22 protein-coding genes and 1 riboswitch are annotated in these 25676 nt (G+C 68.3%); of the genes, 13 read left to right on the top strand and 9 right to left on the bottom strand.

Going from position 1 to position 25676, the window contains the following annotated elements; translation table 11 throughout:
• Positions 1-95: 95 nt before the first annotated feature.
• Positions 96-440 (bottom strand): cobalamin-dependent protein, encoded by a 345-nt coding sequence (locus IEY89_RS17430; protein ID WP_189148328.1) that lies wholly within the window; start codon positions 438-440, stop codon positions 96-98.
• 399 nt (positions 441-839) lie between these two features.
• Between IEY89_RS17430 and IEY89_RS17425 the strand changes: the two genes are divergently transcribed.
• Together IEY89_RS17425 and IEY89_RS17420 are read left to right on the top strand one after the other, a co-directional pair.
• Positions 840-1742, top strand: a complete 903-nt coding sequence (locus IEY89_RS17425) for an esterase/lipase family protein (RefSeq protein WP_189148327.1) — start codon at positions 840-842, stop codon at positions 1740-1742.
• 234 nt (positions 1743-1976) lie between these two features.
• A complete protein-coding gene (locus IEY89_RS17420) occupies positions 1977-3533 on the top strand; it encodes a M23 family metallopeptidase (RefSeq protein WP_229695272.1) in 1557 nt (518 codons plus the stop codon).
• Positions 3534-3606: 73 nt separating this feature from the next.
• Here IEY89_RS17420 and pcrA read toward each other — a convergent pair whose 3' ends face one another.
• Positions 3607-6153: a DNA helicase PcrA gene (gene pcrA / locus IEY89_RS17415; RefSeq protein ID WP_189148325.1), complete on the bottom strand. Its 2547-nt coding sequence runs from the start codon at positions 6151-6153 to the stop codon at positions 3607-3609.
• A gap of 309 nt (positions 6154-6462) precedes the next feature.
• A riboswitch (cyclic di-AMP (ydaO/yuaA leader) is annotated at positions 6463-6622 on the top strand.
• An 8-nt stretch (positions 6623-6630) separates the two neighbouring features.
• Between pcrA and IEY89_RS17410 the strand changes: the two genes are divergently transcribed.
• A complete protein-coding gene (locus tag IEY89_RS17410; protein WP_189148324.1) occupies positions 6631-7827 on the top strand; it encodes a C40 family peptidase in 1197 nt (398 codons plus the stop codon).
• A gap of 27 nt (positions 7828-7854) precedes the next feature.
• Here IEY89_RS17410 and IEY89_RS17405 read toward each other — a convergent pair whose 3' ends face one another.
• The gene (locus IEY89_RS17405) at positions 7855-8208 is read right to left on the bottom strand and encodes a hypothetical protein (protein WP_189148323.1); all 354 of its coding nucleotides are present in this window, start codon (positions 8206-8208) and stop codon (positions 7855-7857) included.
• 476 nt (positions 8209-8684) lie between these two features.
• On the opposite strand from IEY89_RS17405, the gene IEY89_RS17400 reads away from it, so the two are divergent.
• The gene (locus IEY89_RS17400; RefSeq protein WP_189148322.1) at positions 8685-9812 is read left to right on the top strand and encodes a C40 family peptidase; all 1128 of its coding nucleotides are present in this window, start codon (positions 8685-8687) and stop codon (positions 9810-9812) included.
• Positions 9813-9828: 16 nt separating this feature from the next.
• Here IEY89_RS17400 and IEY89_RS17395 read toward each other — a convergent pair whose 3' ends face one another.
• Positions 9829-10644, bottom strand: a complete 816-nt coding sequence (locus IEY89_RS17395; protein WP_189148321.1) for a LuxR C-terminal-related transcriptional regulator — start codon at positions 10642-10644, stop codon at positions 9829-9831.
• Positions 10641-11933 (bottom strand): ATP-binding protein, encoded by a 1293-nt coding sequence (locus IEY89_RS17390; RefSeq protein WP_189148320.1) that lies wholly within the window; start codon positions 11931-11933, stop codon positions 10641-10643. The genes IEY89_RS17395 and IEY89_RS17390 overlap by 4 nt, the downstream gene beginning before the upstream one ends.
• Before the next feature lie 179 nt (positions 11934-12112).
• Between IEY89_RS17390 and IEY89_RS17385 the strand changes: the two genes are divergently transcribed.
• The 7 genes from IEY89_RS17385 to IEY89_RS17355 all read left to right on the top strand — a co-directional run bounded on the left by IEY89_RS17385 (position 12113) and on the right by IEY89_RS17355 (position 19097).
• A complete protein-coding gene (locus tag IEY89_RS17385; protein WP_189148319.1) occupies positions 12113-13657 on the top strand; it encodes a PspC domain-containing protein in 1545 nt (514 codons plus the stop codon).
• Positions 13644-13961: a hypothetical protein gene (locus tag IEY89_RS40670; RefSeq protein ID WP_229695271.1), complete on the top strand. Its 318-nt coding sequence runs from the start codon at positions 13644-13646 to the stop codon at positions 13959-13961. The genes IEY89_RS17385 and IEY89_RS40670 overlap by 14 nt, the downstream gene beginning before the upstream one ends.
• Positions 13962-14393: 432 nt before the next feature.
• Positions 14394-15941: a recombinase family protein gene (locus IEY89_RS17375; protein WP_189148318.1), complete on the top strand. Its 1548-nt coding sequence runs from the start codon at positions 14394-14396 to the stop codon at positions 15939-15941.
• 335 nt (positions 15942-16276) lie between these two features.
• A complete protein-coding gene (locus tag IEY89_RS17370) occupies positions 16277-16486 on the top strand; it encodes a hypothetical protein (RefSeq protein ID WP_189148317.1) in 210 nt (69 codons plus the stop codon).
• The gene (locus IEY89_RS17365) at positions 16470-16991 is read left to right on the top strand and encodes a DUF6879 family protein (protein WP_189148316.1); all 522 of its coding nucleotides are present in this window, start codon (positions 16470-16472) and stop codon (positions 16989-16991) included. The genes IEY89_RS17370 and IEY89_RS17365 overlap by 17 nt, the downstream gene beginning before the upstream one ends.
• Positions 16992-16994: 3 nt before the next feature.
• Positions 16995-17825 carry a helix-turn-helix domain-containing protein gene (locus tag IEY89_RS17360; protein ID WP_189148315.1) on the top strand — a complete coding sequence of 277 codons (831 nt, stop codon included), beginning with the start codon at positions 16995-16997 and terminating at the stop codon, positions 17823-17825.
• 684 nt (positions 17826-18509) lie between these two features.
• The gene (locus tag IEY89_RS17355; protein ID WP_189148314.1) at positions 18510-19097 is read left to right on the top strand and encodes a recombinase family protein; all 588 of its coding nucleotides are present in this window, start codon (positions 18510-18512) and stop codon (positions 19095-19097) included.
• 1 nt (position 19098) lies between these two features.
• On the opposite strand, the gene IEY89_RS17350 is transcribed toward IEY89_RS17355, so the two are convergent.
• Together IEY89_RS17350 and IEY89_RS17345 are read right to left on the bottom strand one after the other, a co-directional pair.
• Positions 19099-19635, bottom strand: coding sequence for a DoxX family membrane protein (locus IEY89_RS17350; RefSeq protein ID WP_189148313.1), 537 nt, complete (start codon positions 19633-19635; stop codon positions 19099-19101).
• Between the two features lie 260 nt (positions 19636-19895).
• Positions 19896-21173: a hypothetical protein gene (locus tag IEY89_RS17345; protein WP_189148312.1), complete on the bottom strand. Its 1278-nt coding sequence runs from the start codon at positions 21171-21173 to the stop codon at positions 19896-19898.
• Positions 21174-21427: 254 nt separating this feature from the next.
• Between IEY89_RS17345 and IEY89_RS17340 the strand changes: the two genes are divergently transcribed.
• A complete protein-coding gene (locus IEY89_RS17340) occupies positions 21428-22309 on the top strand; it encodes a DUF4429 domain-containing protein (protein WP_189148311.1) in 882 nt (293 codons plus the stop codon).
• A gap of 140 nt (positions 22310-22449) precedes the next feature.
• Here IEY89_RS17340 and IEY89_RS17335 read toward each other — a convergent pair whose 3' ends face one another.
• Positions 22450-23244 (bottom strand): class II aldolase/adducin family protein, encoded by a 795-nt coding sequence (locus IEY89_RS17335; RefSeq protein ID WP_189148310.1) that lies wholly within the window; start codon positions 23242-23244, stop codon positions 22450-22452.
• Positions 23245-23432: 188 nt separating this feature from the next.
• On the opposite strand from IEY89_RS17335, the gene IEY89_RS17330 reads away from it, so the two are divergent.
• Entirely contained in the window at positions 23433-23900 is a 468-nt protein-coding gene (locus IEY89_RS17330; RefSeq protein WP_189148309.1) for a pyridoxamine 5'-phosphate oxidase family protein, read from the top strand.
• 33 nt (positions 23901-23933) lie between these two features.
• Here the strand turns inward: IEY89_RS17330 and guaA are convergent, their stop codons facing one another.
• The gene (gene guaA / locus IEY89_RS17325; RefSeq protein WP_189148308.1) at positions 23934-25505 is read right to left on the bottom strand and encodes a glutamine-hydrolyzing GMP synthase; all 1572 of its coding nucleotides are present in this window, start codon (positions 25503-25505) and stop codon (positions 23934-23936) included.
• Positions 25506-25676 lie beyond the last annotated feature (171 nt).

Raw genomic sequence — 25676 nt, 5'->3', positions numbered from 1 at the left:
CTCGAACCAGCCCGGAGGACACCGTGCAATCGGACCGAGACCGGCGGGTGGGCGGGTGCAGAAGGGCTGGGTGGGAACGCCTGAACAGCGCCCCCTCACCCCCGCACAGCCCCCCGCACCCACTCCACAACTGAAGCCGTGGTCGCCCCGGGCGCACCGCCGGACACCTTGATGTCCGCCGCGTCACGCTCCCGCAGGAGATCGGTCACGGCCGTGAGGAGCGTGTGGTGGGCGCCGGAAAGGGCGGAGAGCCAGATCGCGTCGGCGTCCTCCTGGATCGCGGTGACGACGACATGCTCGGGTGTCTGGTGGAGGCCGCTGTAGACGACCTCCATACCGGCATCACGCAACGCCCGCGCGATCACCTCGGCTTCGCGGTCGTGGCCGTCGAGCCCCGGCTTCGCCACCACCACGCGGATCGGATCGGCTGCCGAACCCATCGTCGCCTCCAGCGAAGTGAACGAACGTTGGGTCAAGCATCCCCCAACCGGCAGTTTCGCGACGGATACCGAGGGGGAAATCACACGGTGGGACACGTTCACCGCGCACCGGTGGGACCGGCGCAAGGGGAGCCGCATCGAGGTCGTCGCACCACCGCGTCGCGAGCCGCGCGCCGTGTGGGTGCGGTGCGTCGGAGATGACACGAAGGGCAGCAAGGGCACGACAGCGGGGAGCTTCGTCGTCGTACGACAGGGAGCCTCGCGACCCCCTTGGCGTCACACACGCCGCACGCCCCACTCGTGCACCACCGACGCCACCACCGGCCGCCCTCGTCGCGACCCCCCACGAGGGCACACGGGGGACAGAGAAGCCTCCCGCGTGCCGACAGGAGGTCGGCCATGAAGGTCATCCGGGCAGCACTGCCCCTGCTCCCGCTCTGCCGGCGCGTCCTGCCGAGCACGCTGACGGGGCTCTCCGCCGCGCTCCTCAAGGCGACCGCCCTGGAGATCGCGATCCTGGCGGGACATCTGCTCCTCTATCCGTCGGGCATCGTCCAGGAACGCCGGCCCACGACCCCCGACCCCTCCGCGCTCCCCGGAGCCCCCGCTGACGCCGCCTCACCCACCCACCTGCCGACGGAGCCGAAACCCCCGGTCGTCCTCCTGCACGGCTTCATCGACAACCGCTCCGTCTTCGTCCTGCTGCGCCGGTCCCTCGCCCAGCACGGCCGGCAGCAGATCGAGTCGCTCAACTACTCCCCGCTGACCTGTGACATCCGCACCGCGGCCGAGCTGCTCGGCCGGCACATAGAGGAGATCTGCAGGCGCACGAACCAGCCGCGCGTGGACATCGTCGGGCACAGCCTGGGCGGCCTGATCGCGCGCTACTACGTGCAGCGCCTCGGCGGTGACCTCCGCGTCCGTACGCTCGTCACCCTCGGCACCCCGCACTCCGGCACCCGGGTCGTCCCACTGGCCGACGCGCACCCGATCGTCCGCCAGATGCGCCCCGGCTCGGAGGTCATGGAGGAACTGCGCCTTCCCGCGCCGGACTGCCGTACCCGCTTCGTCAGCTTCTGGAGCGATCTGGACCACCTGATGAGCCCGCCGGAGACGGCCTGCGTCGACCACCCGGACCTGCTGGCGGAGAACGTGCAGGTCACCGGCGTCGGCCACCTAGCCCTGCCCGTGCACCCCGCCGTCGCGACCGGGATACGGCAGGCCCTGGACGAGAGCGACCACTCCGTCGCCGCCGGAGCGCGGACCGACCGGGCCCGAGCCGGTGGACTGACCGTGGCCTGAACCCCGGGCCACGAACGCCACACACAGGCCGATCAGGACCGCCTGACAGTCTCCCAAGATTCGAACACTCATCGAACGCCAGGCCAAACCCGTGCCCGCAGTCCCCCGAAACACGGCCGAATGCCCGTTTCCCCCAGGCACGAAACCTACGGAAGATTGTCGCGCCCGCATACCGCCGGGTACAGTCGCCGCACTGCTCTGCCAGCCCCTGTTGTCGAGGCGAAAGAGAAGTTGGTGAACGAACGTCACCCGTCGGGGACCATGACCACCCCGGCTCCGGCTTCCGATGCCGCGACGGCTCATTACGCGTCGTACGGCACGCAGGAAGTCCCTTTCGGTGACTTCACCACGTACGACCCCACCTTCGCCAACGGTTTGGACGTCGGTATGGGTACGGGTACCTGCACCGGCAATTTCGAAACCGACCCGCTCTTCGGCAATATGCCGGGCGAGGACACCACCGGTTCGTACGACAACTCCCAGTGGTCCACCGGCAGTCACCAGACCCTGAACTACGACCCGTACGCGGCCCAGCACCACGCGGCCTACGACACCGGGGCGTACGACACCTCCACCTGGGCGCCCGGCTACCAGCAGCTCGCCGAGATCCCCGCGCAGACGCCGCCTCCCGGCGGTGACACCAGCGGCCAGTGGGACGCCGGTGCCTGGCTCCAGCCCGAGCAGGCCGGCCCCGCCGACCAGACCCAGCAGTGGGAGTGGGGCACGCAGGCCTCCGACACCGGTGTGTACGACGCCACGCAGTGGAACTCGGACAGCGGCCCGGGCAGCACGCCCGCCCCGTCGGCCGAGTACGACCACGCGCAGGAGCACGAGTACGACCAGCAGGCCACCGCGATGTTCGAGCAGATCACGGACGTGGCGGACGCACCGGAGTACGACGGACACGCCCTCGCCCACGACGAGTCGGCCCCCTTCACCGATGGTGAACCGCCCGCCGAGGCCTCGCTGCTCGACGGGCAGGAAGAGGTCGCCCCGGGCACGGTGCCCGGAGCCGGGCGTGCGGCGTCCCGTACGGCGGCGCGCAACGCGGGCCGGTCCCGGCGTCGTACCCCGGCCAAACGTTCCGCCCTGCTGACCATCGCCGTTCCGTCCGCCTGTGTAATGGGTGTCGCGGGTATCGCCGCCGCCTCGGTGAGCGGGATGACCGGTGACGGCGAGCAGAACACGACGACATCCGCGTCGGACGGTGTCGCCGTGAAGCCGTCCACCGCGAACAACAAGCTGGACTCCCAGCTGGAGAGCCTCTCCGCGGGCGCCGACGACTTCGCCGACCGGGCAAGCCGGACGCAGGAACGTATCGACCTCAAGGCCCAGCAGCTCGCCCAGAAGAAGGCGGCGGCGGCGGAAGCCGCCCGCAAGGAGCGACTGCGCCCGAAGTACGCCCTCCCGGTCGAACAGCACGGCCTCAGCGCCTACTACGGCCAGGCCGGCATCAACTGGATGTCCGTGCACACCGGGATCGACTTCCCCGTCTCGTACGGCACGACGGTGATGGCCGCGACCGACGGCACCGTCCGGACGCAGTGGAACAGCGCCTACGGCAACATGATGATCGTGACCGACAAGGACGGCACGGAGACGTGGTACTGCCACCTCTCCACCTACCGGGTCGCGTCCGGCACGACGGTCAAGGCCGGCGATCCCATCGCGTACTCCGGGAACTCCGGCAACTCGACCGGCCCGCACCTGCACTTCGAGGTACGGCCCGCCGGCGGCTCGGCGATCGACCCGCTCTCGTGGCTTCGCAGCCACGGCGTCGACCCGACGTAAGTCCCGCCCGGTCCCTTTCCCGTACCTGGTTACCGGCGTGGCCCGGGCATCTCGACGATGCCCGGGTGTCCCCTCACAACTTCTCCACCGGCGCGTAGCGCAACAGCAGCCGCTTGGGCTTGTCCTCGCCGAAGTCGACCGTCGCCTCGGCGTTCGAGCCCGTGCCCTTCACGCCCACCACGGTCCCCAGCCCGAACTGGTCGTGGGTGACCCGGTCCCCCACCGCCAGCGCGACGACCGGCTTCTCGGCACCGCCCCGGCGCGTGGCGAAACCGGACGCGCCCGAGGCCGCGGAGCGCGAGCGCGACGACGAGAACGACGACGACACCCCGGAGGCGGCCCCCGAGGACGTCGCCGGAGCCACCGCGCCCGTGCGCTTCCACTCCAGATGGGCCGCCGGGATCTCCTCCAGGAAACGCGAGGGCGGGTTGTACGACGGCTGCCCCCACGCACTGCGCAGCGACGACCGTGTCAGATACAGCCGTTCACGCGCGCGCGTGATGCCGACGTACGCGAGCCGCCGCTCCTCCTCCAGTTCCTTGGCCTGGCCGAGGGCACGCATGTGCGGGAAGACGCCGTCCTCCATGCCGGTCAGGAACACCACGGGAAACTCAAGGCCCTTGGCCGTGTGCAGGGTCATCAGAGTGATGACTCCGGAGCCGTCGTCGTCCTCGTCGGGGATCTGGTCGGAGTCGGCGACCAGGGCGACCCGCTCCAGGAACGCGGCGAGCCCGGCCGGGGCCGCCGGCGCCTCGCCCTCCGCGGGCTGGTCGGCCTCGCCCGCTTCCCCGGCCGCCGCCGACTCCTGCTCGAACTCCAGGGCGACCGCGGCGAGTTCCTGGAGGTTCTCGATCCGGGTCTCGTCCTGCGGGTCGGTCGATGCCTGCAACTCGGCGAGATAGCCCGTGCGTTCGAGGACCGCTTCGAGGACGGTCGCCGGGCCCGCACCCGACTCCACGATCGTCCTCAGGTCCTCCATCAGCGTGTTGAACCGCTTGACGGCGTTGGTCGACCGCGAAGCCATTCCGTACGCCTCGTCCACGCGCTTCAGCGCCTGCGGGAAGCTGATCCTCTCGCGCTGGGACAGGGCATCGATCATCGCCTCCGCGCGGTCGCCGATGCCACGCTTGGGGACGTTGAGGATGCGGCGCAGCGGCACCGAGTCCTCCGGGTTGGCGAGGACGCGCAGGTAGGCCAGAACGTCCCGGACCTCCTTGCGCTCGTAGAAGCGCACGCCGCCGACGACCTTGTAGGGCAGGCCGACGCGGATGAAGATCTCCTCGAAGACACGGGACTGGGCGTTCGTCCGGTAGAAGACGGCGACGTCGCCCGCCTTCGCGTCGCCCGCGTCCGTCAGCCGGTCTATCTCCTCGGCGACGAACTGCGCCTCGTCGTGCTCCGTGTCGGCGACATAGCCGGTGATGCGCGCGCCCGCGCCCGCGTTGGTCCACAGGTTCTTGGGACGGCGGGACTCGTTGCGCTCGATGACCGCGTTGGCGGCGCTCAGGATCGTCTGCGTGGAGCGGTAGTTCTGTTCGAGGAGGATCGTCGTCGCGTCCGCGTAGTCCTCCTCGAACTGGAGGATGTTGCGGATCGTCGCGCCCCGGAAGGCGTAGATCGACTGGTCGGCGTCACCCACGACGCACAGCTCGGCGGGCGGCAGGTCGTACTCGCTGGGCGGTACGTCGGCGTCGTCGCCGGTGTGTTCGGCGGTGCCGACGAGTTCCCGTACGAGCGCGTACTGGGCGTGGTTGGTGTCCTGGTACTCGTCGACGAGGACGTGCCGGAAGCGGCGCCGGTAGTGCTCGGCGACGTCCGGGAAGGCGCGCAGCAGGTTGACCGTCGTCATGATCAGGTCGTCGAAGTCGAGCGCGTTGGCCTCACGCAGCCGCGACTGGTACATCGCGTACGCCTGGGCGAGGGTCTTCTCGAAACCGTCGCTCGCCTGGGCGGCGAAGTCCTCCTCGTCGATCAGCTCGTTCTTCAGGTTGGAGATCTTCGCGCTGAAGGACTTGGGCGGGAAGCGCTTGGGGTCCAGGTCCAGATCGCGGCAGACGAGCGCCATCAGCCGCTTGCTGTCGGCGGCGTCGTAGATGGAGAAGGAGGAGGTGAAGCCGAGCCGCTTGCTCTCCCGCCGGAGAATCCGCACGCACGCGCTGTGGAACGTCATCACCCACATCGCGTTCGCGCGCGGGCCGACGAGCTGCTCGACGCGCTCCTTCATCTCGCCGGCGGCCTTGTTGGTGAAGGTGATCGCGAGGATCTGGCCGGGGTGGACGCCCCGCTCACCGAGCAGATACGCGATGCGGTGCGTGAGCACGCGCGTCTTGCCGGAGCCGGCGCCCGCCACGATAAGCAGAGGGGTGTCGGCGTGCACGACGGCCGCACGCTGGTTCTCGTTCAGCCCGTCCAGGAGCGCGGCCGGGTCCACCACCGGGCGGGGGGCGCCGTCGCGGTAGTACGCGTCCCGATCCGGCGGCGCGTCGAACTTCCCGCCGAACAGGTCGTCCGGAACGGGCTCCGGTACCTGCTCGTCCTCGGGCGGCGGCGGGGGTTCCTCCTCGCGGGCCCGAGGGCCCTGGAGGTCCGCCAGGAAGCTGTCGTCAAAGAGGCTGCTCATCGCTCTCCGAGTCTAGGCGCCCCCACTGACAACCCGCCGCCACCCCGAAAACATCCCCTGGTTTCCGCACCGGACGAGCAGACTTGCGCGGACGGCCAACCCAAACTGGATCAAATCAACCACATCACCGCGTACCACTAAATAACACCCTCGGTCAACTACCCAGAGCCATGTTTAGGACCGAGGTCACATATACGTATCGGGCATAGCGGTCATCAACCTTCACAGAAGCCACACCTGTTGGTTAGCGTGCCGTAAGGCCGTACGACCCTCTCCGGCGAACATCGCCGGGCCGCGCGGCCTCCGCCGAGTCCGATCGTGCCGCCCCGTGCGGCAGGAGCCGGGGACCCACCGAAAACCTGGGGTGAATCGGTCCGACTGCCTTCCAGGGCAAGGACCGTAGGGCAACCCTTCCGAACCACCCGCCCGAACCCGACAGCTAACCCGGTAGGCGGAACGTGGAAGGAGTCGCCTCCCTTGGCGTCGTCGCACCGCAAGTCGCGTCCTACGGGAACGCGCGTAGCAGGCATACGGACCCCCGCCTTCGCCACGGCGGCCCTGGCCTCCGTGGCCCTGCTGTCCCAGACCGCCAACGCCGCGCCCCCGACCCCCTCCACGCCCCCGGTGCCCTCCTCCGACGACGAGCCGAGCATGGAGGAGGTCGAGGCGAAGATCGGCGACCTGTACCGCCAGGCCGAGTCGGCCACCGACAAGTACAACGCCGCCAAGGAGAAGACCTCCCAGCAGCGGGGGCGGGTCGACGCCCTGATGGACGACGTGGCCCAGCGCACCCAGAAGCTCAACGACGCGCGCGAGGAGCTGGGTTCCTTGGCCGCGGCCCAGTACCGCACCGGATCCGCCACCCCCGACACGACGACGACGTTCCTGCTCGCGGACGACCCGCAGGACTACTTCGACCAGAACCAGCTGATGGAACGCCTGACCGCCCGCCAGAAGGACGCTGTCGACGACTACCTCACACAGCGGGCCGAGACGACGCAGAAGCGCCAGCAGGCCACCGCGAGCCTCGAATCGCTCACGGAGTCCCAGGGCGAGCTGCAGACGACCAAGACCGCCGTCCAGACGAAGCTCGTGCAGGCCCGCCACCTGCTCTCCCGCCTCACCGCCGAGGAGAAGCTGCGGCTCGCGGCGATCGAGCGGAAGAAGCAGGCGGAGGCCCGCCGCCAGGCGCAGGTACTCGCCCAGCAGCAACAGGCGGCCGAGCAGCAACGCCGGCAGGACGCGGCAGCGGCGAAGCAGTCGACGGGCAGCACCGCTCCGGACACGTCGACGACGGTCCCCGACTCCTCGTACGCCACCACGGCCGAGAAGGCCCTTGCCTTCGCACGCGCACAGGTCGGCAAGCCCTACGTCTGGGGTGCGACAGGCCCGGACTCGTACGACTGCTCAAGCCTCACCCAGGCCGCGTGGAGGGCCGCCGGCGTCACCCTCCCCCGCACCACCTACGACCAGGTGAACGCGGGCACGACGCTCTCGCTCTCCGCCATCCAGCCCGGTGACCTGGTCTTCTTCTACGACGACATCAGCCACGTCGGCCTGTACATCGGCAACGGCATGATGATCCACGCCCCGAAGCCGGGGGCGTACGTCCGCGAGGAGTCGATCTTCTACGACGGCGAGTCGGCGGTCCACAGCGTGGTGCGCCCGGCCTGACGCACGGCGGACGCGAGATCCCGTCGGTCAGGTCCAGAGCACGGCGATGAAGATGTTCACCATGGTGAACAGACCCACCAGGCCGAACAGCCGCCTGTCCACGGTCTCGTCGTCCCGCTTCACGTAGACGAGGCCGAGGATCACGATCAGCAGGGCCAGCTTCACCCCGATCTTGACGTTGTTGACCGGCTGGTCGTCGGCCTGGTTGAGGCCCACCAGTGCGACACCGGTGACCAGCATGGTGAACGCGCCGTGCAGCATCGCGGGCACGAAGCGGGCCGTGCCCTGCCCCATCGCCTTCAGCTGGGTGAGAAACCCGCCCAGGAGGGAGGCGATGCCGATGATGTGCAGAGCGACGAGGAGATGGATGAGTACGTCCATGAGCCCGGAGCCTAGTCAGCGCCGCCCACGCCGTACGACACCGGGCCGGGTGTACCCGCGTTCGCGAGGCGTTTGCGCGGCGCGCTGAGACCCCGCATATATGCACCCCATAGCACCGTGTCACCCCCACGTGCCCCGTGAACCCCCGCATTGATCAGCCGTCTGCGTGAAGTCGGCGGCGCCGGAACGGGATCACGGTCGCATGCGGTCACCCGGCGGTCGGCTCACGCCAGTTCCGTACATGGCGTTACCCCCACGCCCCACTCAGGTTTAGCGTCCTCCCCCAGGTGCCCGGCTCCCCACCGCCGCCCGGGCCAGGGGCGGCAGTCGGACACCACCGCCGAGAAAGTCCGGCGGCGGACCGCTCCCCCTGTGCGAGCCGTCGCCGGACGCGCAACCGCCCTCCTGGGTCCGCTTCCCAGGCAACCGTCGGCGGTAGTCGCAGTGGCGGTCGTACGAAAGGACGTGACGCCCCGGTGGCAGCGCACCGCAAGCCCCGACAGCGCTCGCTCAACGGCAATACGGCCCGCACCGCCGCGACGATCGCCCTCGCGGGCGCGGCGACGGCGACGGGCTTCGACGGCATCGGGTACGCCGAGCCACAACTGACCCCCGCGCAGGTCGAGGCCAAGGTGCACAAGCTGTACGAGGAGGCGGAGGTCGCCACCGAGAAGTACAACGGTTCGAAGGAGAAGGCCGAGCGGGCGGAGCGGCGGCTGGGCACCCTGCGGGACGAGGCTGCGCGCAAGGAGGACCGGCTCAACTCGGCGCGGGAGGCGCTGGGTTCGATGGCCGCGGCGCAGTACCGCTCCGGCGGGCTCGACCCCGCTCTGCAACTCGCCCTCTCCGAGGACCCCGACGGCTATCTGGACGGCGCCGCGTTCGCCGAACGGGCGGGCACCAGACAGGCGTCGGACGTTGCCCAAGTACGCGAGCAGCTGCGGGAGATCGAGCAGCTGCGCGGCGCCGCCCACGTCGAACTGACCTCCCTCAAGGCTCGCCAGGCCGAGCTGAACCGCCACAAGAAGACCGTGAACGGCAAGCTGGGCGAGGCCCGTCAACTGCTGTCCCGCCTCAGCGCGGAGGAGCGTGCCCGGCTCGCGGCGGAGGACGGCAGTGGCGGCGGAGGCTGGGGCGGGGAGCATGCTTCACGGTCGTCGGGGAGTGCGCGGGACGGTCTGGGGCCGTCGGGGGCACCCGGAGTCGCTGGGGCGCCCGGGGCTTCCGGGACCTCCGGAGTGGCCGAGGCCCCCAACTCGCGTGCGTCGGCTGCCGTTTCCTACGCCTACCAGAAGCTCGGCAGCCCTTACGTGTGGGGTGCCACCGGGCCGGACGCCTTCGACTGCTCGGGCCTCATCCAGGCCGCCTACCGCTCCGCGGGGATCTCCCTGCCCCGCACCACCTACGCCCAGATCAACGCCGGCCAGCGTGTCTCACGGTCCGAACTCCTCCCCGGCGACCTGGTGTTCTTCTACTCGGGCATCAGTCATGTGGGCATGTACGTGGGCCGCGGCCAGATGATCCACGCCCCGAACCCGTCGGCACCGGTACGGGTGGCACCTCTGGACGAGATGCCGTTCGCGGGAGCCACGAGGGTGGTGTGAGACCAGGCGGACCCGGTTAGACGAGGCGCCGTGCCGTTGCCCACCGCGTCAGCTCGTGCCGGTTCGACAGCTGGAGCTTCCTGAGGACCGCCGACACATGCGACTCCACCGTCTTCACGGAGATGAAGAGCTGCTTGGCGATCTCCTTGTACGCGTACCCCCTGGCGATCAGCCGCAGCACCTCGCGCTCGCGCTGGGTGAGGCGGTCGAGGTCCTCGTCCACCGGCGGGGCGTCCGTGGACGCGAACGCGTCCAGGACGAATCCGGCGAGGCGCGGCGAGAACACCGCGTCGCCGTCCTGGACTCGGAAGACGGAGTCGACGAGGTCCGTGCCGGTGATCGTCTTCGTGACGTATCCCCGGGCGCCACCGCGGATCACGCCGATGACGTCCTCCGCGGCATCCGAGACGGACAGCGCCAGAAAGCGCACCGGCTGCGTCGCGTCGGCCATCAACGAGGCACAGCGGCGCAGGACTTCGACACCGCCACCGCCCGGCAGATGGACGTCGAGGAGGACCACCTCGGGCCGGGTCGCGGTGATGACGGTGACCGCCTGGTCGACGTCGGCGGCCTCGCCGATCACCTCGACGCCGGTCCGCTCGGTGTGGCCGATCTCGGCCTGAACACCCGTACGGAACATCCGGTGGTCGTCGACGAGCACCACACGCACCCGCCGCCCGCCCGCGTCAGCACCGCCGCTGCCGCCTGCGGCAGCCTCACCGGCCTGTGCGGCCTCGGCAGATGCTGCCAGCCCGGCAGTCTCTGTGTGTTCGGCCGACTCCGTCGAACCGGCCGACCCGGTCCGCCTGTTGTCCCCGTGCGCCTCGCTCATGACGTGCTCTCCGCCCTCTCCATCTCCAGCTCGACCTCAGTGCCGCCGCTCGGTACCGCGCGCAGTCGCGCCGTACCGCCGTTACGCTCCATGCGGCCGATGATCGATTCTCTGACGCCCATGCGGTCGGCGGGTATGGAGTCGAGGTCGAAGCCGGGTCCGCGGTCCCGGACGGATACGAAGACCGTCCTGCCCTCGACCTCGGCGTAGACCTGTACCGCGCCGCCCTCGCCACCGTACTTGGCGGCGTTCACCATCGCTTCCCTCGCGGCCTGCATCTGCGCGCCGGTTCTGTCGTCGAGCGGGCAGTCTCCGACGACCACCACTTCTATCGGGACACCGTGCTTGTCCTCGATCTCGGCCGCGTTGCGCCGCACCGCCTCGGCGAGGGTGCCGGGTTCCTCGTCCTCTTCCTTGCCTGTGCCCTCCGGTTTGTAGAGCCAGTTGCGCAGTTCTCGTTCCTGCGCGCGGGCGAGGCGGCGCACCTCGTTCGCGCTCTCCGCGTTGCGCTGGATAAGGGTCAGGGTGTGCAGCACCGAGTCGTGCACATGGGCGGCGACCTCCGCGCGCTCCTGGGCGCGAATGCGCATCAGGCGCTCCTCGGAGAGGTCCTGGGTCATACGGACGAGATACGGACCGGCCAGCAGTGCTATCCCGACCAGCACCGCGAGCGCTGCCTGCAGGACCGAGCCGAGGTGGGCGGCGGAGCCCTGCAGGACGAAGACGCCGGACACACCCGCCGTGACCAGCATGACCCCGGCCGCGGCTCGGACGAGGGTGAGCGTGCGCCGACGGCTGCCGACCTCCATCCAGCGGGCCCGCCGTGCGTTGTCAGCCTGGCGCCAGACCAGGGCGACGCCGGCGGCGACCAGCACGGTCGGGAACAGATAGGCCTTGGCGCCTCCGCCGAGATTCACGTTGCCGACGAAGACCATGGCCACCACGACCATGAGGAGCAGGGCGACGATCTGCCCCTTGTCGGGCTTGCGAGCGACGAGTCTGCGGCGACCATCGGGCGAGGTCTCGGTGCTGACCAGGGACGGAGGCCGTTGGGCCTCGACCCCGCCGACACCGAGCGGGACGAAGAACCAGAAGGCCGCGTACAGCAGCGCACCGAGGCCGTCGGCCATGAACAGGCCGACGAACATGAGACGCAGCCAGATCACGGGCAGCCCGAGATGCCCGGCGAGCCCTCGCGCCACGCCTCCGAGCCAGCGTCCGTCGCTGCTGCGGTAGAGCTTGCGCGGGGGCCGCGGTTCGACGAGGGGCAACGCTGCGGCATCCGGCATGCCATCGATGTTCACACGCCCGCCGCGCCCGGGCATCAGGGTCCGCCCCCGAGACTCCCCTGATCTTCGAACCCGTCTGGCGTCGAACGTAGCCCCCGCGCCCTCTCAGGGCCGAAATCAGGGTTCGCCCAGGGTCCTTCCGACTGCCGCCGGGCCGTCTCAAGCGCCACCATGGACGCATGACAGATCACGCACACGCCGCGACGGGTCCGGGACCCGGCTCCGGCCCGCGCCCCACTCCGGGCGCCGGGCCGCAGGATGCCGCACCCGCCGCGGCAACCCCGCTCACGGAGAAAGGGGAACCGCGCGCTCCCGAGTCCGCGGGCACGGGCACGGGCACGGGCACGGGCACGGGCACACGAGCGGATACGGATTCAGGTGCGGGCGCGGGACCGCACGCGAGTTCCCACCCGTCCGAGGCAGCTGCCGCGGCTGCCACAGCCGACGAGCAGCTGCCGGCCAGGTTCCGGCGCGACCGACGGCAGAAGGTGCTGGGCGGGGTGTGCGCGGGGCTGGGGCGAACGTGCGACATGGACCCGGTGATCTTCCGGATCACGCTCGCGGTGCTCTCCGCGACCGGCGGCATCGGCCTCATCTTCTACGGCTTCGCCTGGCTGTTCGTGCCGTACGAGGACGATGAGGAGAACGAGGTCCGCAAGCTGCTCACCGGCCGTGTGGACGGCCAGGCGCTGACGGCCGTGCTCTTCGCTCTGGTCGGCTGCGGTGTGTTCCTGACCATGCTGAAGAACGGCGGGGTGCTCTCCTTCGCCGTCATACTGTCCATCCTCCTCGCGGGCGCCGGCTACTGGTCGCGCAACCGCGGCGCCCCCGACCCCGACCCGCTGGCCGCCCAGGCCGTCGCCGACGCCCCACCGGAGGCCCAGGCGCCCCCGGTCCCGTCCGCCTACCCGTCCTGGTGGCGCGACCCCATCGTCAAGGACGGCACACACGTCGGCGGCACGGGCTATCTGTGGGGCCCCCACGACACCCGCGACCGGGACATCGCCGCGGCGGTCAACATCACCCACGGCAACTACGGCGGACCGCACACGGGGATAAGGGCCTCCTGGCCCAGTCAACCGAAGCCGCGCGGCCCGCGCTGGATCGGCGGCTGGATCCTCCTGCTCGCCCTGCTCGCCGGTTTCCTCGGCACGGCCGTGAAATGGGACGAGGCGGCATTCGCCACCAGCCTGCAGACCGGCTTGGCCTGCGCGCTCACGGTGTTCGGCGTCGGCATCGCGGTCAGCGCTTTCCTCGGCCGTACCGGAGCCGGCTCGGTCCTCCTGGCGATCGTCACGGCGGGACTGCTGGCGGGCTCGGCCGCACTGCCCAAGGACGTCAGCACCCAATGGGTGCGCACGCAATGGACGCCGACCGCGGTGGCAGACGTTCTGCCGAGGTACGACCTCGGGACGGGGGTCGCCACGTTGGACCTGACCGGGCTGCGCCTAGCCAAGGGGCAGACGCTGACGACGGCGGTAGAGGTGGGCGTGGGCCGGGTCGAGGTGATCGTGCCGAAGGACGTGACGGTGGAGGCGGACATCGAGGTGGGCATAGGCGACATCCAGTTGCCCGGCGACGACAAACAGGACGTGGACGTGGCACCGGGCAAGCACAAGCAGGTCACGCTGTCGCCTGCGAGCGGCGGCACCAACGCCGGCACGATCGACATCGACCTCGGAGTCGGCCTGGGACAGGCGGAGGTGACCCGTGCCACGTCATGAGTTCCAGCCCGGAAAGCTGATCGCGGGCCTCTTCGTCACCGTCGCCGGCATCACCTACATCGGCGACGCGGGCGACGCCTGGGAGACACCCTGGTTCGCGGTGATCCCGCTCCTGGTGTTCGGCCTGACCCTGGCAGGCGCGGTGGCCCTTCTGACAGGGGCGATTCGCCGCCGCACGAGGGTTCGCCGCGCGACGACACGCACCGGCTGCACACCGGACGGAACAGCGAGGAGGGAAAGCGGGGAAAGCAGGGAGACGGCGGAGGCGGCAGGACCGTCCAGGCCACCGGAGATACCGAACTGAGGTGCAACTCGGGCGCCGAGCGCCGAGGCCAGCGAGGGCGCCTTCAAGGTCCCCGCCCGGCGGGCCGGGTGGCCCCGGCGGAGGTCCCGGCGGGCCCGGCGGCCCGGAGCCCAGCGGGGAGTGGCCGGCGATTCCCTGGCCGCCCGGAGCGCGGGCCGTGCGGCTGGCCGAGTGTGGTCATCGGCGACGAGATCGCGGCCACGCGCGCGGCACACCGCCTACTGCTGAGGCCTACTGCCGAGTCGTGCTGTCGACACGTTCACCCGCCCCGACTCTCAACCACCTGCTACCGGTATCCCCCGGACCGCTGTCGCCGTCGTCCCCGCAGGGCGGCGTCCACGGAGAGGACGGACGCACCGGCGAGGATCAGGGGCAGCCAGGCCATCAGGTAGGGGAGGTCACTTGCGTATCACTGTTGTAGGGTGACCGCTCATGAAGGCTGTGCGTGTTCTGATCGCCCTCAGGATCAGCAACGAGACCGATGCGTCCACCTCGTTGGAGCGGCAGCTCCAGGACTGCACGGCCTACGTGAACGAAAGGCAGCACCTGGGGTGGCAGGTGGTGGGAGTAGCCAGAGACGCTCACATCTCCGCCACCAAGTCACACCCCTTCCAGAGACCGGAACTCGGGGAGTGGCTGAACAATCGGGCTCCAGAGTTCGACCTGTTGCTGTTCTGGAAGATGGACCGGTTCGTCCGCAAGGTCGTGGACATGCAGGACATGATCAAGTGGGCGACTGCACACGGCGGCAAGGCCTTGGTTTCGGTCAAAGAACCTGTGCTCGACATGATCGGCCCATTCCGGCACGTCATCATCGACCTGTTCGCGGCTATCGCCGAGACTGAAGCGCAGAACATCTCCATGCGAGTCAAGTCGTTCCAGAGCTACACCAAGTCAAAGAACGTATGGGCCAAGGGAAACCCGCCCTACGGCTACGAGTCCTTCCGTGACACCGACAGTGCGATGAGGCTTCGCATCCGGGAGAATCAACGGAAAATCATTCGGGAGATGTACAAGCGAGTAGTCGAGGACGGGGACCCCTACTCGACCATCTGCGATGACTTCAATACCAGAGGGGTTCCCTCTCCTGCGGGCGAGAGGATGTCGGAGCGCCGAAAGAAGAACGGCACACCTATGCCCGTATGGCGGAGCCGCACCATCACCAACATTTTGAGGTCAGAAACCATCCTCGGCTGGAAGTGTGAAGAGGTAAAGATTCCCGGAAAGAAGTACGGGGTGTCGCAAGCCATCCTCACTTCCGAGGGGAAGATTCGAATGGCAGACCCCATTCTCACAGACGATGAATGGGCGAAGCTCCAGGATGAGATGAACGGACGCCCTGGTGCCGCCCGTCGCTCCACCAAGAACACGACTGCCTATCGCGGAGTTGTGCTCTGCGGCGGATGCGGCAAGAACCTGTACCTCTTCAACCCGGAGAGACAACAAGGAAAGCCTGTATACCGGTGCAATAAGTCGGCAAATCGGGATTCCTGCGGCAAGGGGTACGCCTTCCGAGCCGAGAAAGTGGAGAAGCTCGTCGAGACGATGATCCTCGGAACCATCGGGGACTTCCCCATGCATGAGCGCCACTACGTAAAGGGGTCGAACAACTCTCAGAGACTCCGGGAGATCGAAGAGTATGTATCGGAACTACAGAGATCCCTCCGCCCCGGCGGCAAGAACTCATCGGGATTCGCAAAGAAGGCCACAGAGGAAGAGATTGCGGCCCTCTATGAGGAACATGACTCTCTGGCAGCCGAAGGAGACAAGCCAGATAGATACGAGTACCGGGACACCGGGGAGACCTTCCGCCACATGTGGGAGAGGAACAAAGGAAATGAGGTCGAGAGAACACGTCACCTACTAAAGGCAGGAATCACCATCCGACTGAATCCCCTCACCAAGGGAATCTCCAACACCACCGACTTCGGTGGAGAGGTGGACCTTGGAAACCGAAGTGAGCCATTCACTATTCACTAACACCGGAGGACACCCCCCCTGAGGAGGGATGCTCACTAGTACGAGTGACTCTCAGAAGTTCTCTTTTCGTAGGGGGGTATATACAACCCCCCACATAAATAATGTACGTGTCCTTTGCGCCATTCTGGGACGGCAGTCTGAGCAGCTGAGAGCGGGATCACGCCGTATGAGGGCAGCAGAGTCCCTCAGGGGACCGGGCAGGACAAGGACAACGTGATCGAAGATCATTTATTCCGCATCAGGAATAGTTCGGTCCTGGCATGGACGAGGAACAACGGGCTACGTAGCGTCGATCAGCAAGAGCCCCAACAGGGGCCCACAGACGAGGGGGCACCATGGCGCGTGAGGAACTGACCCGTCTCACCGGCAAGTTCGACGGACCGAACTGCGATGACGACGACTGCCCGAACGTCTACCGCACAGCAGGCGGCTCCATCGTGGTCCAGGGGGATGTCTCCAATGCCTTCCAACCGCCGGAGGGGGAGGCCCTGGTGGAGATCCCCGAAGCAGTGCTCAGGGAGGCCGTACGTGCTCTTGGATGGTGACGAGTGGCGCAGGACGTTCGACGCCTACGAACGTGACGCATGGCGGTTCGAGGCTCAGCCCACCTACACCATGCCAAAGGAGACCGAGAACGTTGCTCGGTTCCTTCGGGGGGAACCCAAGCCTGCCGATCACAACTCACGCTGGCATGAGCGCGTTCACGGCTACACGGCATCGGGACGGAGCATCGGGCGAGTACGGATCGTACGACGACCGTTGACGGACTATCAGCGATACCAATTCGCTTGGGGAATCCCTGGGAACATCCAAGCTGGGGAGGATATCCGCATCCTCGATGTCACAGACGACGACTATGGTCTGCCGCTCTCGGGAACCGACTGGTGGATGTTCGACGATACGCAAGTGGTGCGCCTCAACTTCCGCCCGGACGGGACACAGATCAACCGTGAACTGTTCACTGGAGACATCGCTCCGTATATGGAATGGAAGCGCATAGCTCTGGCCTACTCCGTACCGTTCTTCGAGTACGCGAAAGAAGCCGATTGACGAGTGACGTTCGAGCCCGAGCAGCTAGGGCAGTCGAGGACTGATCTGGCAGAAAAGCTCCGCGAGTTGCGTAAGCGAGCCGGTCTCACGGGAGATCGGCTCGCAAGGCGCTGCAACATGTCCCAGAGCCAGATCAGCAAGTTCGAGACCGGCAAGAAGACACCGAAGCTGGTCGACGTCGAACGGATCCTTCGAGCCCTGGACACTCCCCCTGAGTTGGTTACAGAGGTTACCGCCCTTGCTCGAATCGCCAACACCGAGTGGCAGGACAAGCGCTCTTCCTGGCGCAGAGGGATGGAGAAGCGTCAGACGGAGTTGGCCTCACTGGAGTCCGAAGCGACGGAGCTGCGGTACTTTCTGCCGGCGATGATCACAGGGCTGTTGGCGACACCGGAATACATCCGCGCCAGCCTGAGCCACACGCCAGGCGACCCTTCCAAAACCATCACGAGGAAACTGGAGCGTCAGGCCGTTCTCTACGACACGACGAAAACGTTCACGTTTCTCCTCACGGAACAGGCAATCAGGTGGGCAGTCGTCCCTCGCTCCGCCCTGGCCGTTCAGATTGACCGTCTCACATCAGTCTCCCACCTTCCCAACATCCGCATAGGAGTTATCCCGATGGGGACGGTGATACCACGAGGACCGATGAACACCTTCACCGTCTATGACGACCGGTTGGCCACGGTCGAGAACTTCACTGGCCGCATGGTCTTTCGTGATCCCCGCGACATCTCTGAGTATCTTGCCGTCTTTACCTCGTTCGAGCGTCACGCTCTACTCGGAGGTGAGGCGAGGGAGTTGCTTGAGCAGTGCGCAGAGCACTATCGATGATCTTTAGTCAGGAACGGGAATACTGATCGGCGTTGCTCGCCAACTGGTGGACCATGAATGGGTCACGAAACCGGGGAGGACTGATGGCGAGCACACAGCAACCTCAGGGCTACGGGCTCACCGAACTGCCGCCAGAGCCAAGAGCGGTTCCAGGATGCAGCGCCTGTCTCGACATCTGCGTACGCCGAAAGAATTCCCGGTCGAGAGGCGACCACAGCGCCGTCTCTGATGCGAACGTCAAGCTGCGCCAGCATCACGCCGAGGCGCACAACTCATGAGCTCCGAGAAAGCGGTTGGACTCTTCGACGACCGCCCCTTGATGACCATGCGCGTCTCCCACGACTCAGGGAAGACCTGGGAACCCGAGCGAACCGTGTCCATGGCGGACGATCTTCAGCCCCTCATGACCCTGGCCTGGGCCTCCCTGTCAGTGCACACGGTGCACGAAGCGCGGCAAGTCCTGAAACCCGTACAACATCGAAGGAACCTGCCCCTGCGGTCCACGCCAGGGAAACCCGCCCTCACTACCCCCGGGTGCATGCCGCAGGTCGTGTCTCAGAAACCTTGGTTTACGAGACAGCACCCAACAAGACCCCCCAGGGTTCCACAGGGGTGTCCAAAACCCGTCTCACAACCACCTCGGATCACTTGCTGTTTTGAGACGAGTTGTGAGACGTTGGGCATGTGACGACGCCTACCACCGGCCACCTCATCGGCTACGCCCGAGTGTCAACCGACGACCAGGAGGCACAACTTCAAAGGGATGCCCTCACTGATGCGGGATGCTCTCGGATCTTCGAAGACAAGGCATCCGGCAAGAACACCGATCGCCCTGAACTTACAGCCGTACTCGACTACCTGAGGGCAGGAGACACCCTCGTTGTCTGGAAGCTCGACAGGCTTGGCAGGTCCCTCATCGACCTTGTGAGCATCGTGGACGGCCTGAGGGGCCGTGGCATCGGCTTCAAGGTACTGACGGGGGCTCTCAGCGCCGTGGACACGACCTCCGCCGACGGCCGTCTCTTCTTCCAGATCATCGCCGCCATGGCGGAGTTCGAGCGCTCCCTCATCAAGGACAGGACCAAGGCCGGACTGGAAGCGGCCAAGGCACAGGGGCGCACCGGAGGACGCCCCACGGTCATCACTGATGATCTCCTCACCGTGGCCACGGCAAGGAAAGCCAAGGGCGAGAGCGTCAGCGCCATAGCCAAGGCTCTGGGAGTGTCCAGGGCGACCCTGTACCGGCACCTGCCCGACCAGGAGAAGCTCTGACTTACCTCCAGGCCCCCGACTGGCCCCGGCCCCGCCGTCGACCCCTGAACCAGGCATCCAATGACCAGACGGAAGCCCCAGCCAGCATCAGAGGTACCCAGCAAAACAGGTACGGCAGATCGTTGCCGTAGTAGTACGGATCGGAGGCCCAGCTCACGGTCAGCCAGAGGCTGAGCGAGATCAGCGCACCGCCGACCGCCGCCAGCCGGGCCAGCAGCCCCAGCAGCGTGCCGATGCCGACGGCAAGCTCACCCAAGGCGATGGCGTAGCCGAAGCCGACGGGGTTCTTGAGGGCGAGGTCCACCAGGGCCGGGATCGCGGAGGAGTCGCGGACCGTGCGCATCAGGTCACCGACGGAGCCTGATCCTGAGTTGGCGAAGAAGGAGCTGTCGGTGAGTTTGTCCAGGCCGGCGTAGATGAAGGTGACACCGAGGAAGACGCGTAGGGGCAGCAGGGCGTAACGAGTGGCGGTGTCCCGCCAGTCCCGGTCGCCGTCGAGATAAGGAGAGTGCGAGTCCGTTCGAGTGCTGTGAGCCATCGGCCTTAGCCGCCTCTCGCCTGCCAACGTTGACCCCTCAACAGACGATACGCACGACAACGTGACCTCGCTCACCTCCGGCACGGCAATTTTCCGCCACGCACATGCGGTGCCCGGCACGGCGGAAGAGATGGCCTGGCGGCGCTCGTGCCGGGAGGCGCCCTGCCCCGGCAGGGAAGGGACCGGGGGCGTCAGCCCGCAGGGAAGCGCCCGCACCCACCCGGACGTTCGTGAGCAACCAGCGTCAGGAGGTCAGACCCTCAGTCCGTCACATCGATCACGCACCGGTTCGTCTCCACGCCCGCCGCGGTCACCACCTGCACCTCCACCCGGCCGGGCTCCACATCCGCCGGTACCGGCACCGTGAGTACCTCGTCGCGGGGGTTGCTGAAGCCGCCGGGTACCGGAACCAGGGGGACGTGGACGTGGACCGGGCCGATGCGGACGACCATGCGGGACAGCCGGTCGGCGGTGCCCGCACCCGGGGGCACGAAGCCGGCGCCGCGGATCTCGATGTCGTCGCCGGTGCGGATCGGGCCGTCCAGGTCGCCCGCCTCCCGGGACCGGACGACCGACAGGATCACCGGCCGGCCGCCCTCCGAGTACTTGCCGGCCACATAGGTCGCCGCCGACACCAGCACCACCACCGCCAGCCCCCACGGAAGGTCCGGCAGCTGATCAGGGCGCCGGGCCAGCCGAACGACCGCGAACAGGAGAGCGACCGTGCCGATCATCACGTACTGGATGTCCGCGAAGGTGCCGCGGCCCGCGTCGTCCGTCAGGAGGTCGGCCGCGCGGGGGCGGTCCGCGCGCACCTTCTGCAGGCGTTGGCCGAGGACGCGCAGGCCGACCACCCTGCGCACGAGTACCGCGATGGCGCACACCACCGCGAGGACGGTCACGACGCCCGCACCCCGGGCGAGGTCGAGGCCGGCGATCAGCGCGTCGCGCTCCTCGTGGCCGGAGGCAGCCGCCAGCCGGCCCACCAGCACGAGCACGGCGTACGCCAGGAACAGCACCCAGCCGGCCGCCACCACGCGGGAGGTCGACAGGCGGTTGTCCTCGCCGATGAGGGGCGCGAGCGCCCCGCCCCGCGCCCGGTGGAACCAGGACGCGGCGGTCAGCGCACTGCCGACGAGTACGGCGGCCACCAGTCCGGCCGTCCGGGCGGCGGTCCAGCCCGCCCCGATGGCGGTGAGCGCCTGCACGAGCAGCAGGACTCCGATCAGCACCCACACGGTGAACGCCGTACGGCGCCACAGCCGGGCGAGCCACACCTCGCCCTCTGCCCGGCCGCGCTCGGCGACGACCGCCGCGGACTGGGTCAGTTCGTCCGAGACCCACTGGCGGGAGGCCGAGGCGGAATGCGCCACCGCGGCCGGCAGCCCCTGCCCGGCGGCGAACCCGTCCCGCATGAGCAGGAACTCGGCGACCGCACGCCGGTGTCCCGTGCGCGCCCCGTGCGGGCAGTCCCCGCAGGTGCAGCCGCCCCCGTGCTCCCCGGGCAGCACACCTTGTCTCGCCTCCTGCACCGCCACGCCCGACGCCCGCCTTCCCCACACCCGACACGACACATCACGAACCAGGACATCAACACACCGGAAAACACACCGGATCAAACCGGGGCACACCGGGACTTCTGGAGCCCGAAATCCGGCTCGCGCAACTCCCCCACGACGAGAGCGAATTGTGCCCTACCTAACACCCGTCGTGTGCGGCAGGTCCGCCCCGGCAGCGGAAAAGGCGAGTGAATCCCCGACCCCCGTGTTGACCCGGCTGCGAGAATTCACGTATGGCCGAGATCATCCAGCGCGACGGGACCTGGGCCTTCGACGGCAGCACGGTCAGGATCACGCCGGGGCTCCACCGTTCCGTGCCGCTGTTCCGGCAGACGTACGGCGAGGTGGCCGTGCCCCTGGAGGCCGTCTCGGGCATCGTCTACACACCCGAACGCAAGCGTGGGCGGCTGCGGCTCCGGCTCCGCGAGGGCGCCGACCCGCTGCTCCACGCGACCGGCGGACGGCTGCCGGACGCTGCCGACCCGTACCGGCTGACTGTGGACATCGACCGGTCCGGAGTCGCCGAGTACATCGCCGAGGAGATCCGGCACGCCCTGCTCCTCGACCAGGTCCCCGAGGAAGCGGCGAAGGCGTATCTGCTCCCGGGCCCGCCCGTGCCGGTGTCGGTGCGGTCCAGCGACGGCATGGTGTCGTTCGACGGTACGCAGGTCCGTATCGACTGGTCCGACACCTCGGACCGGGTCAAGCGGGCTACCGGCCCGCGCATCATCTCCCTCCACGATCTCGTCCAGGTCGACTGGCTGCCCAACTCCGGCTACGAGGACGGCTTCATGCGCTTCGTGACCCGCGAGACGGTGTTCTCCAAACTGCCGCCCGAGAAGGACCCCTACGCCCTCGACCTGTGGGGCAGCACCCGTCGCGACCTGCTCACGGCACTCGTGGCGACCGCGGTCACCGCTCGTCTGCCGCACCCCTCCACCCGAGCGGTCGACTACGTGGAGCGGCCCCGGCTCACGCCCGCGATCCCGCCCCGGTCCGACCATCACGACGTACTCCTGCGCAGGCTCCGGGAGTTGGGCGAGCTGCACCGCGAGGGAGTGCTCACGGACGAGGAGTTCGCGACCACCAAGGCCGCCGTCCTACGGGGCTTCTGACCCACCCGGGGTTTCCGCCCCACCCGGGGTTTCCGCCCCACCCGGGGTTCCCGGCCCACCCGGGGTTCCCGGCCCACCCGGGGTTTCCGGCCCACCCGGGGTTTCCGCCCCACCCGGGGTTGCCCGTTCCCCCAGGACCGCTAACCCAGCAGATCCGGCTCGCTCCCGCTGATGTCCCGCCACAGGGGCTGGTAGTTGATCCACGCGACGAGGTCGCCGCCGAGCTGCTCACGCGTCGAGACGGCCTGCTTGTGGTCGATCAGGATGGGGCGGCCCGCCGCACGCGCCGTCAGCTGGACCTGACTCGACCGTTCCATCGACAGGAACCACCAGGCCGCCGCGTCCACCGAGTCGCCCACCGTGAGCAGCCCGTGGTTGCGCAGCACGAGGGCCTTGCGGGAGCCCAGCGCGGACGCGATCCGCCGGCCCTCGTCGGCGTCCACGGCGACGCCCGTGTAGGCGTCGTAGAGCGCGTGGTCCTCGTAGAAGGCGCAGCTCTCCTGGGTGATCGGGTCGAGGAGGTCGCCGAGGGCGGAGAGGGCACGGCCGTGCACCGAGTGGCAGTGGGCCACGGCGACGACGTCCGGGCGGGCCGCGTGCACCTGGGCGTGCACGGTGAAGGCCGCCTGGTTGATGTGGTAGCGGCCCTCGATGACCTGGCCGTCCTGGTTGGCCATGACGAGGTCGCTCACGGTGACGTGCTTGAAGGGCATCCCGAAGGGGTTCACCCAGAAGCAGTTGCTGTACTCGGGGTCGCGCGCCGTGATGTGCCCCGAGACACCGTCCTCGAAGCCGAACCGTCCGAACAGCCTGATCGCCCCGGCCAGCCGTTCCTTGCGGTGCCTGCGCTCGTCGTCGAGCGACTCGTACATCGGGGGCATCGCGAACTGCAGCTGGTCGGTGGGCAACGGCAGGGGCGGAGTGGGCCCGTGCATAGGTCCTCCAGCACTGGGTTCCTTTACGGAGCGGAAGTTACCGTCGGTCCGCGCAGGAGAACAGGGATGTTGGCGAAGAGATGAAACAGATACCTGAGCCAGGGACCCGAGACACCGACGAGACATCGGTCGAGCCGGCGGCGAATACACGTCACAGGGTGTCGGGTATCCGCGTCAGACTCGGTTCCATGAACTGGGCAGTATTCACCACCGCGGAACCCGACCTGGCCACAACCGTCGAAGAGCGCTTCCGCGCCTTCACCCACCACACTCTCGCCACCCTCCGCAAGGACGGCTCGCCGCGCACCTCGGGCCTCGAAGTCCGCTTCCTGCACGGCGAGTTGTGGCTCGCCATGATGCCGGACTCGCTGAAGGCGCGGGACCTGCGCCGCGACCCACGCTTCGCCCTCCAGGCGAACCCGGGCCCGGGGGCGGACACGGGCGGCGGTGATGTGCGGATCAGCGGCCGGGCGTACGAGGTCGAGGATCCGGCCGCCAAGGCCGCGTACGCGGAAGAGGTGGAACCGCCGGAGCCGTTCCACCTCTTCCGCACCGAGCCGACGGAGGTCGTGCGGACCTTTGTGGAGGACGAGAAATACCTGGTCGTCCAGGTCTGGCAGCCCGGAGAGCCGGTGCGGACTCTCAAGCGGACGTGACCTTCACAGCCTGCCTCTTCAGGTCCTGCGGGACTACTCCCACTCGATGGTGCCCGGCGGCTTGCTCGTCACGTCGAGGACGACGCGGTTGACGTCCGCCACCTCGTTGGTGATGCGCGTCGAGATCTTCGCCAGGACCTCGTAGGGGAGGCGGGACCAGTCGGCGGTCATCGCGTCCTCGGAGGAGACCGGGCGCAGGACGATCGGGTGGCCGTAGGTACGGCCGTCGCCCTGGACGCCGACGCTGCGCACGTCCGCGAGGAGGACCACCGGGCACTGCCAGATGTCGCGGTCGAGGCCGGCGGCGGTCAGTTCCTCGCGGGCGATGGCGTCGGCCTCGCGGAGGAGGTCGAGGCGGTCCTTGGTGACCTCGCCGACGATCCGGATGCCGAGGCCGGGGCCGGGGAACGGCTGGCGCTGGACGATCTCGTCCGGCAGGCCGAGCTCCTGGCCGACCATCCGGACCTCGTCCTTGAAGAGCTTGCGCAGGGGTTCGATCAGCTCGAACTCGAGGTCCTCCGGCAGCCCGCCCACGTTGTGGTGGGACTTGATGTTGGCGGTGCCGGTACCGCCACCGGACTCGACCACATCGGGGTAGAGGGTGCCCTGCACCAGGAAGGCGACCTCGGGACCCTCGTCCGCGATGATCTCGGCCTGCGCCTGTTCGAAGACGCGGATGAACTCGCGCCCGATGATCTTCCGCTTCTCCTCGGGGTCGGAGACCCCGGCGAGCGCGTCCAGGAAGCGCGCCTCGGCGTCGACGACCTTCAGCGTGACACCGGTCGAGGCGACGAAGTCCTTCTCGACCTGCTCGGTCTCGCCCTTGCGCATCAGGCCGTGGTCGACGTACACGCAGGTCAGCTGGGATCCGATGGCCTTCTGTACGAGGGCTGCGGCGACCGCGGAGTCCACGCCGCCGGAGAGGCCGCAGACGGCACGCCTGTCGCCGACCTGCTCGCGGATCAGCGCCACCTGCTCGTCGATGACGTTGCCGGTGGTCCAGGACGGGGTCAGGCCCGCACCCCGGTAGAGGAAGTGTTCGAGGACCTGCTGGCCGTGCGTGGAGTGCATGACCTCGGGGTGGTACTGGACCCCGTACAGCTTCTTCTCGTCGTTCTCGAACGCGGCGACCGGGACGACGTCCGTGGACCCGGTGACCGAGAAGCCCTCGGGGGCGGCGGAGCAGGCGTCGCCGTGGGACATCCACACCGTCTGGTCGGCCGGGGTGCCCTCGAAGAGGGTCGAGGACGGCTTGGTGACGGCGAGCTGCGTACGGCCGTACTCACGGGCTCCGGTGTTGTCGACCGTGCCGCCGAGGGTGGTCGCCATCAGCTGGAAGCCGTAGCACATGCCGAAGACGGGGACGCCGGCCTCGAAGAGGGCGCGGTCGACGCTGGGGGCGCCCTCCGCGTACACCGACGAGGGGCCGCCGGAAAGGATGATCGCCGCGGGGTTCTTGGCGAGCATCTCCTCGACCGGCATGGTGCTCGGCACGATCTCGCTGTAGACCCGGGCCTCGCGGACCCGGCGGGCGATGAGCTGGGCGTACTGCGCACCGAAGTCGACGACCAGGACGGTGTCGGGGGCGGGGGTCGCTGCTGACACGGGGGCCTTCCGGCGGTTGGGCGGGGGTCTGTGGGGGCGATTCTACCGGGGTGGAGGTTGGACACCTCGCCGTCACTGGGAGCTGCGCCCCCAGACCCCCGCCACGGCCCTGACCGGGCCTTGTCCTCAAACTCCCGGAGGGGGACCCCCGACGGGCTGGAGACGCGGGCC

This window comes from Streptomyces lacrimifluminis, assembly GCF_014646095.1.
In the GTDB taxonomy this organism is placed as follows: domain Bacteria; phylum Actinomycetota; class Actinomycetes; order Streptomycetales; family Streptomycetaceae; genus Streptomyces; species Streptomyces lacrimifluminis.
The sequence above is the reverse complement of the archived record's forward strand: the minus strand, read 5'-3'. Positions and strand labels throughout refer to the sequence as shown.

What these genes read in the sequence shown, in the direction of transcription:
- IEY89_RS17430 (WP_189148328.1), bottom strand. Translation starts at nt 440, where the DNA reads ATGGGTTCGGCAGCCGATCCGATCCGCGTGGTGGTGGCGAAGCCGGGG.
- IEY89_RS17425 (WP_189148327.1), top strand. Translation starts at nt 840, where the DNA reads ATGAAGGTCATCCGGGCAGCACTGCCCCTGCTCCCGCTCTGCCGGCGC.
- pcrA (WP_189148325.1), bottom strand. Translation starts at nt 6,153, where the DNA reads ATGAGCAGCCTCTTTGACGACAGCTTCCTGGCGGACCTCCAGGGCCCT.
- IEY89_RS17405 (WP_189148323.1), bottom strand. Translation starts at nt 8,208, where the DNA reads ATGGACGTACTCATCCATCTCCTCGTCGCTCTGCACATCATCGGCATC.
- IEY89_RS17395 (WP_189148321.1), bottom strand. Translation starts at nt 10,644, where the DNA reads ATGAGCGAGGCGCACGGGGACAACAGGCGGACCGGGTCGGCCGGTTCG.
- IEY89_RS17390 (WP_189148320.1), bottom strand. Translation starts at nt 11,933, where the DNA reads ATGCCGGATGCCGCAGCGTTGCCCCTCGTCGAACCGCGGCCCCCGCGC.
- IEY89_RS17385 (WP_189148319.1), top strand. Translation starts at nt 12,113, where the DNA reads ATGACAGATCACGCACACGCCGCGACGGGTCCGGGACCCGGCTCCGGC.
- IEY89_RS17375 (WP_189148318.1), top strand. Translation starts at nt 14,394, where the DNA reads ATGAAGGCTGTGCGTGTTCTGATCGCCCTCAGGATCAGCAACGAGACC.
- IEY89_RS17370 (WP_189148317.1), top strand. Translation starts at nt 16,277, where the DNA reads ATGGCGCGTGAGGAACTGACCCGTCTCACCGGCAAGTTCGACGGACCG.
- IEY89_RS17350 (WP_189148313.1), bottom strand. Translation starts at nt 19,635, where the DNA reads ATGGCTCACAGCACTCGAACGGACTCGCACTCTCCTTATCTCGACGGC.
- IEY89_RS17340 (WP_189148311.1), top strand. Translation starts at nt 21,428, where the DNA reads ATGGCCGAGATCATCCAGCGCGACGGGACCTGGGCCTTCGACGGCAGC.
- IEY89_RS17335 (WP_189148310.1), bottom strand. Translation starts at nt 23,244, where the DNA reads ATGCACGGGCCCACTCCGCCCCTGCCGTTGCCCACCGACCAGCTGCAG.
- IEY89_RS17330 (WP_189148309.1), top strand. Translation starts at nt 23,433, where the DNA reads ATGAACTGGGCAGTATTCACCACCGCGGAACCCGACCTGGCCACAACC.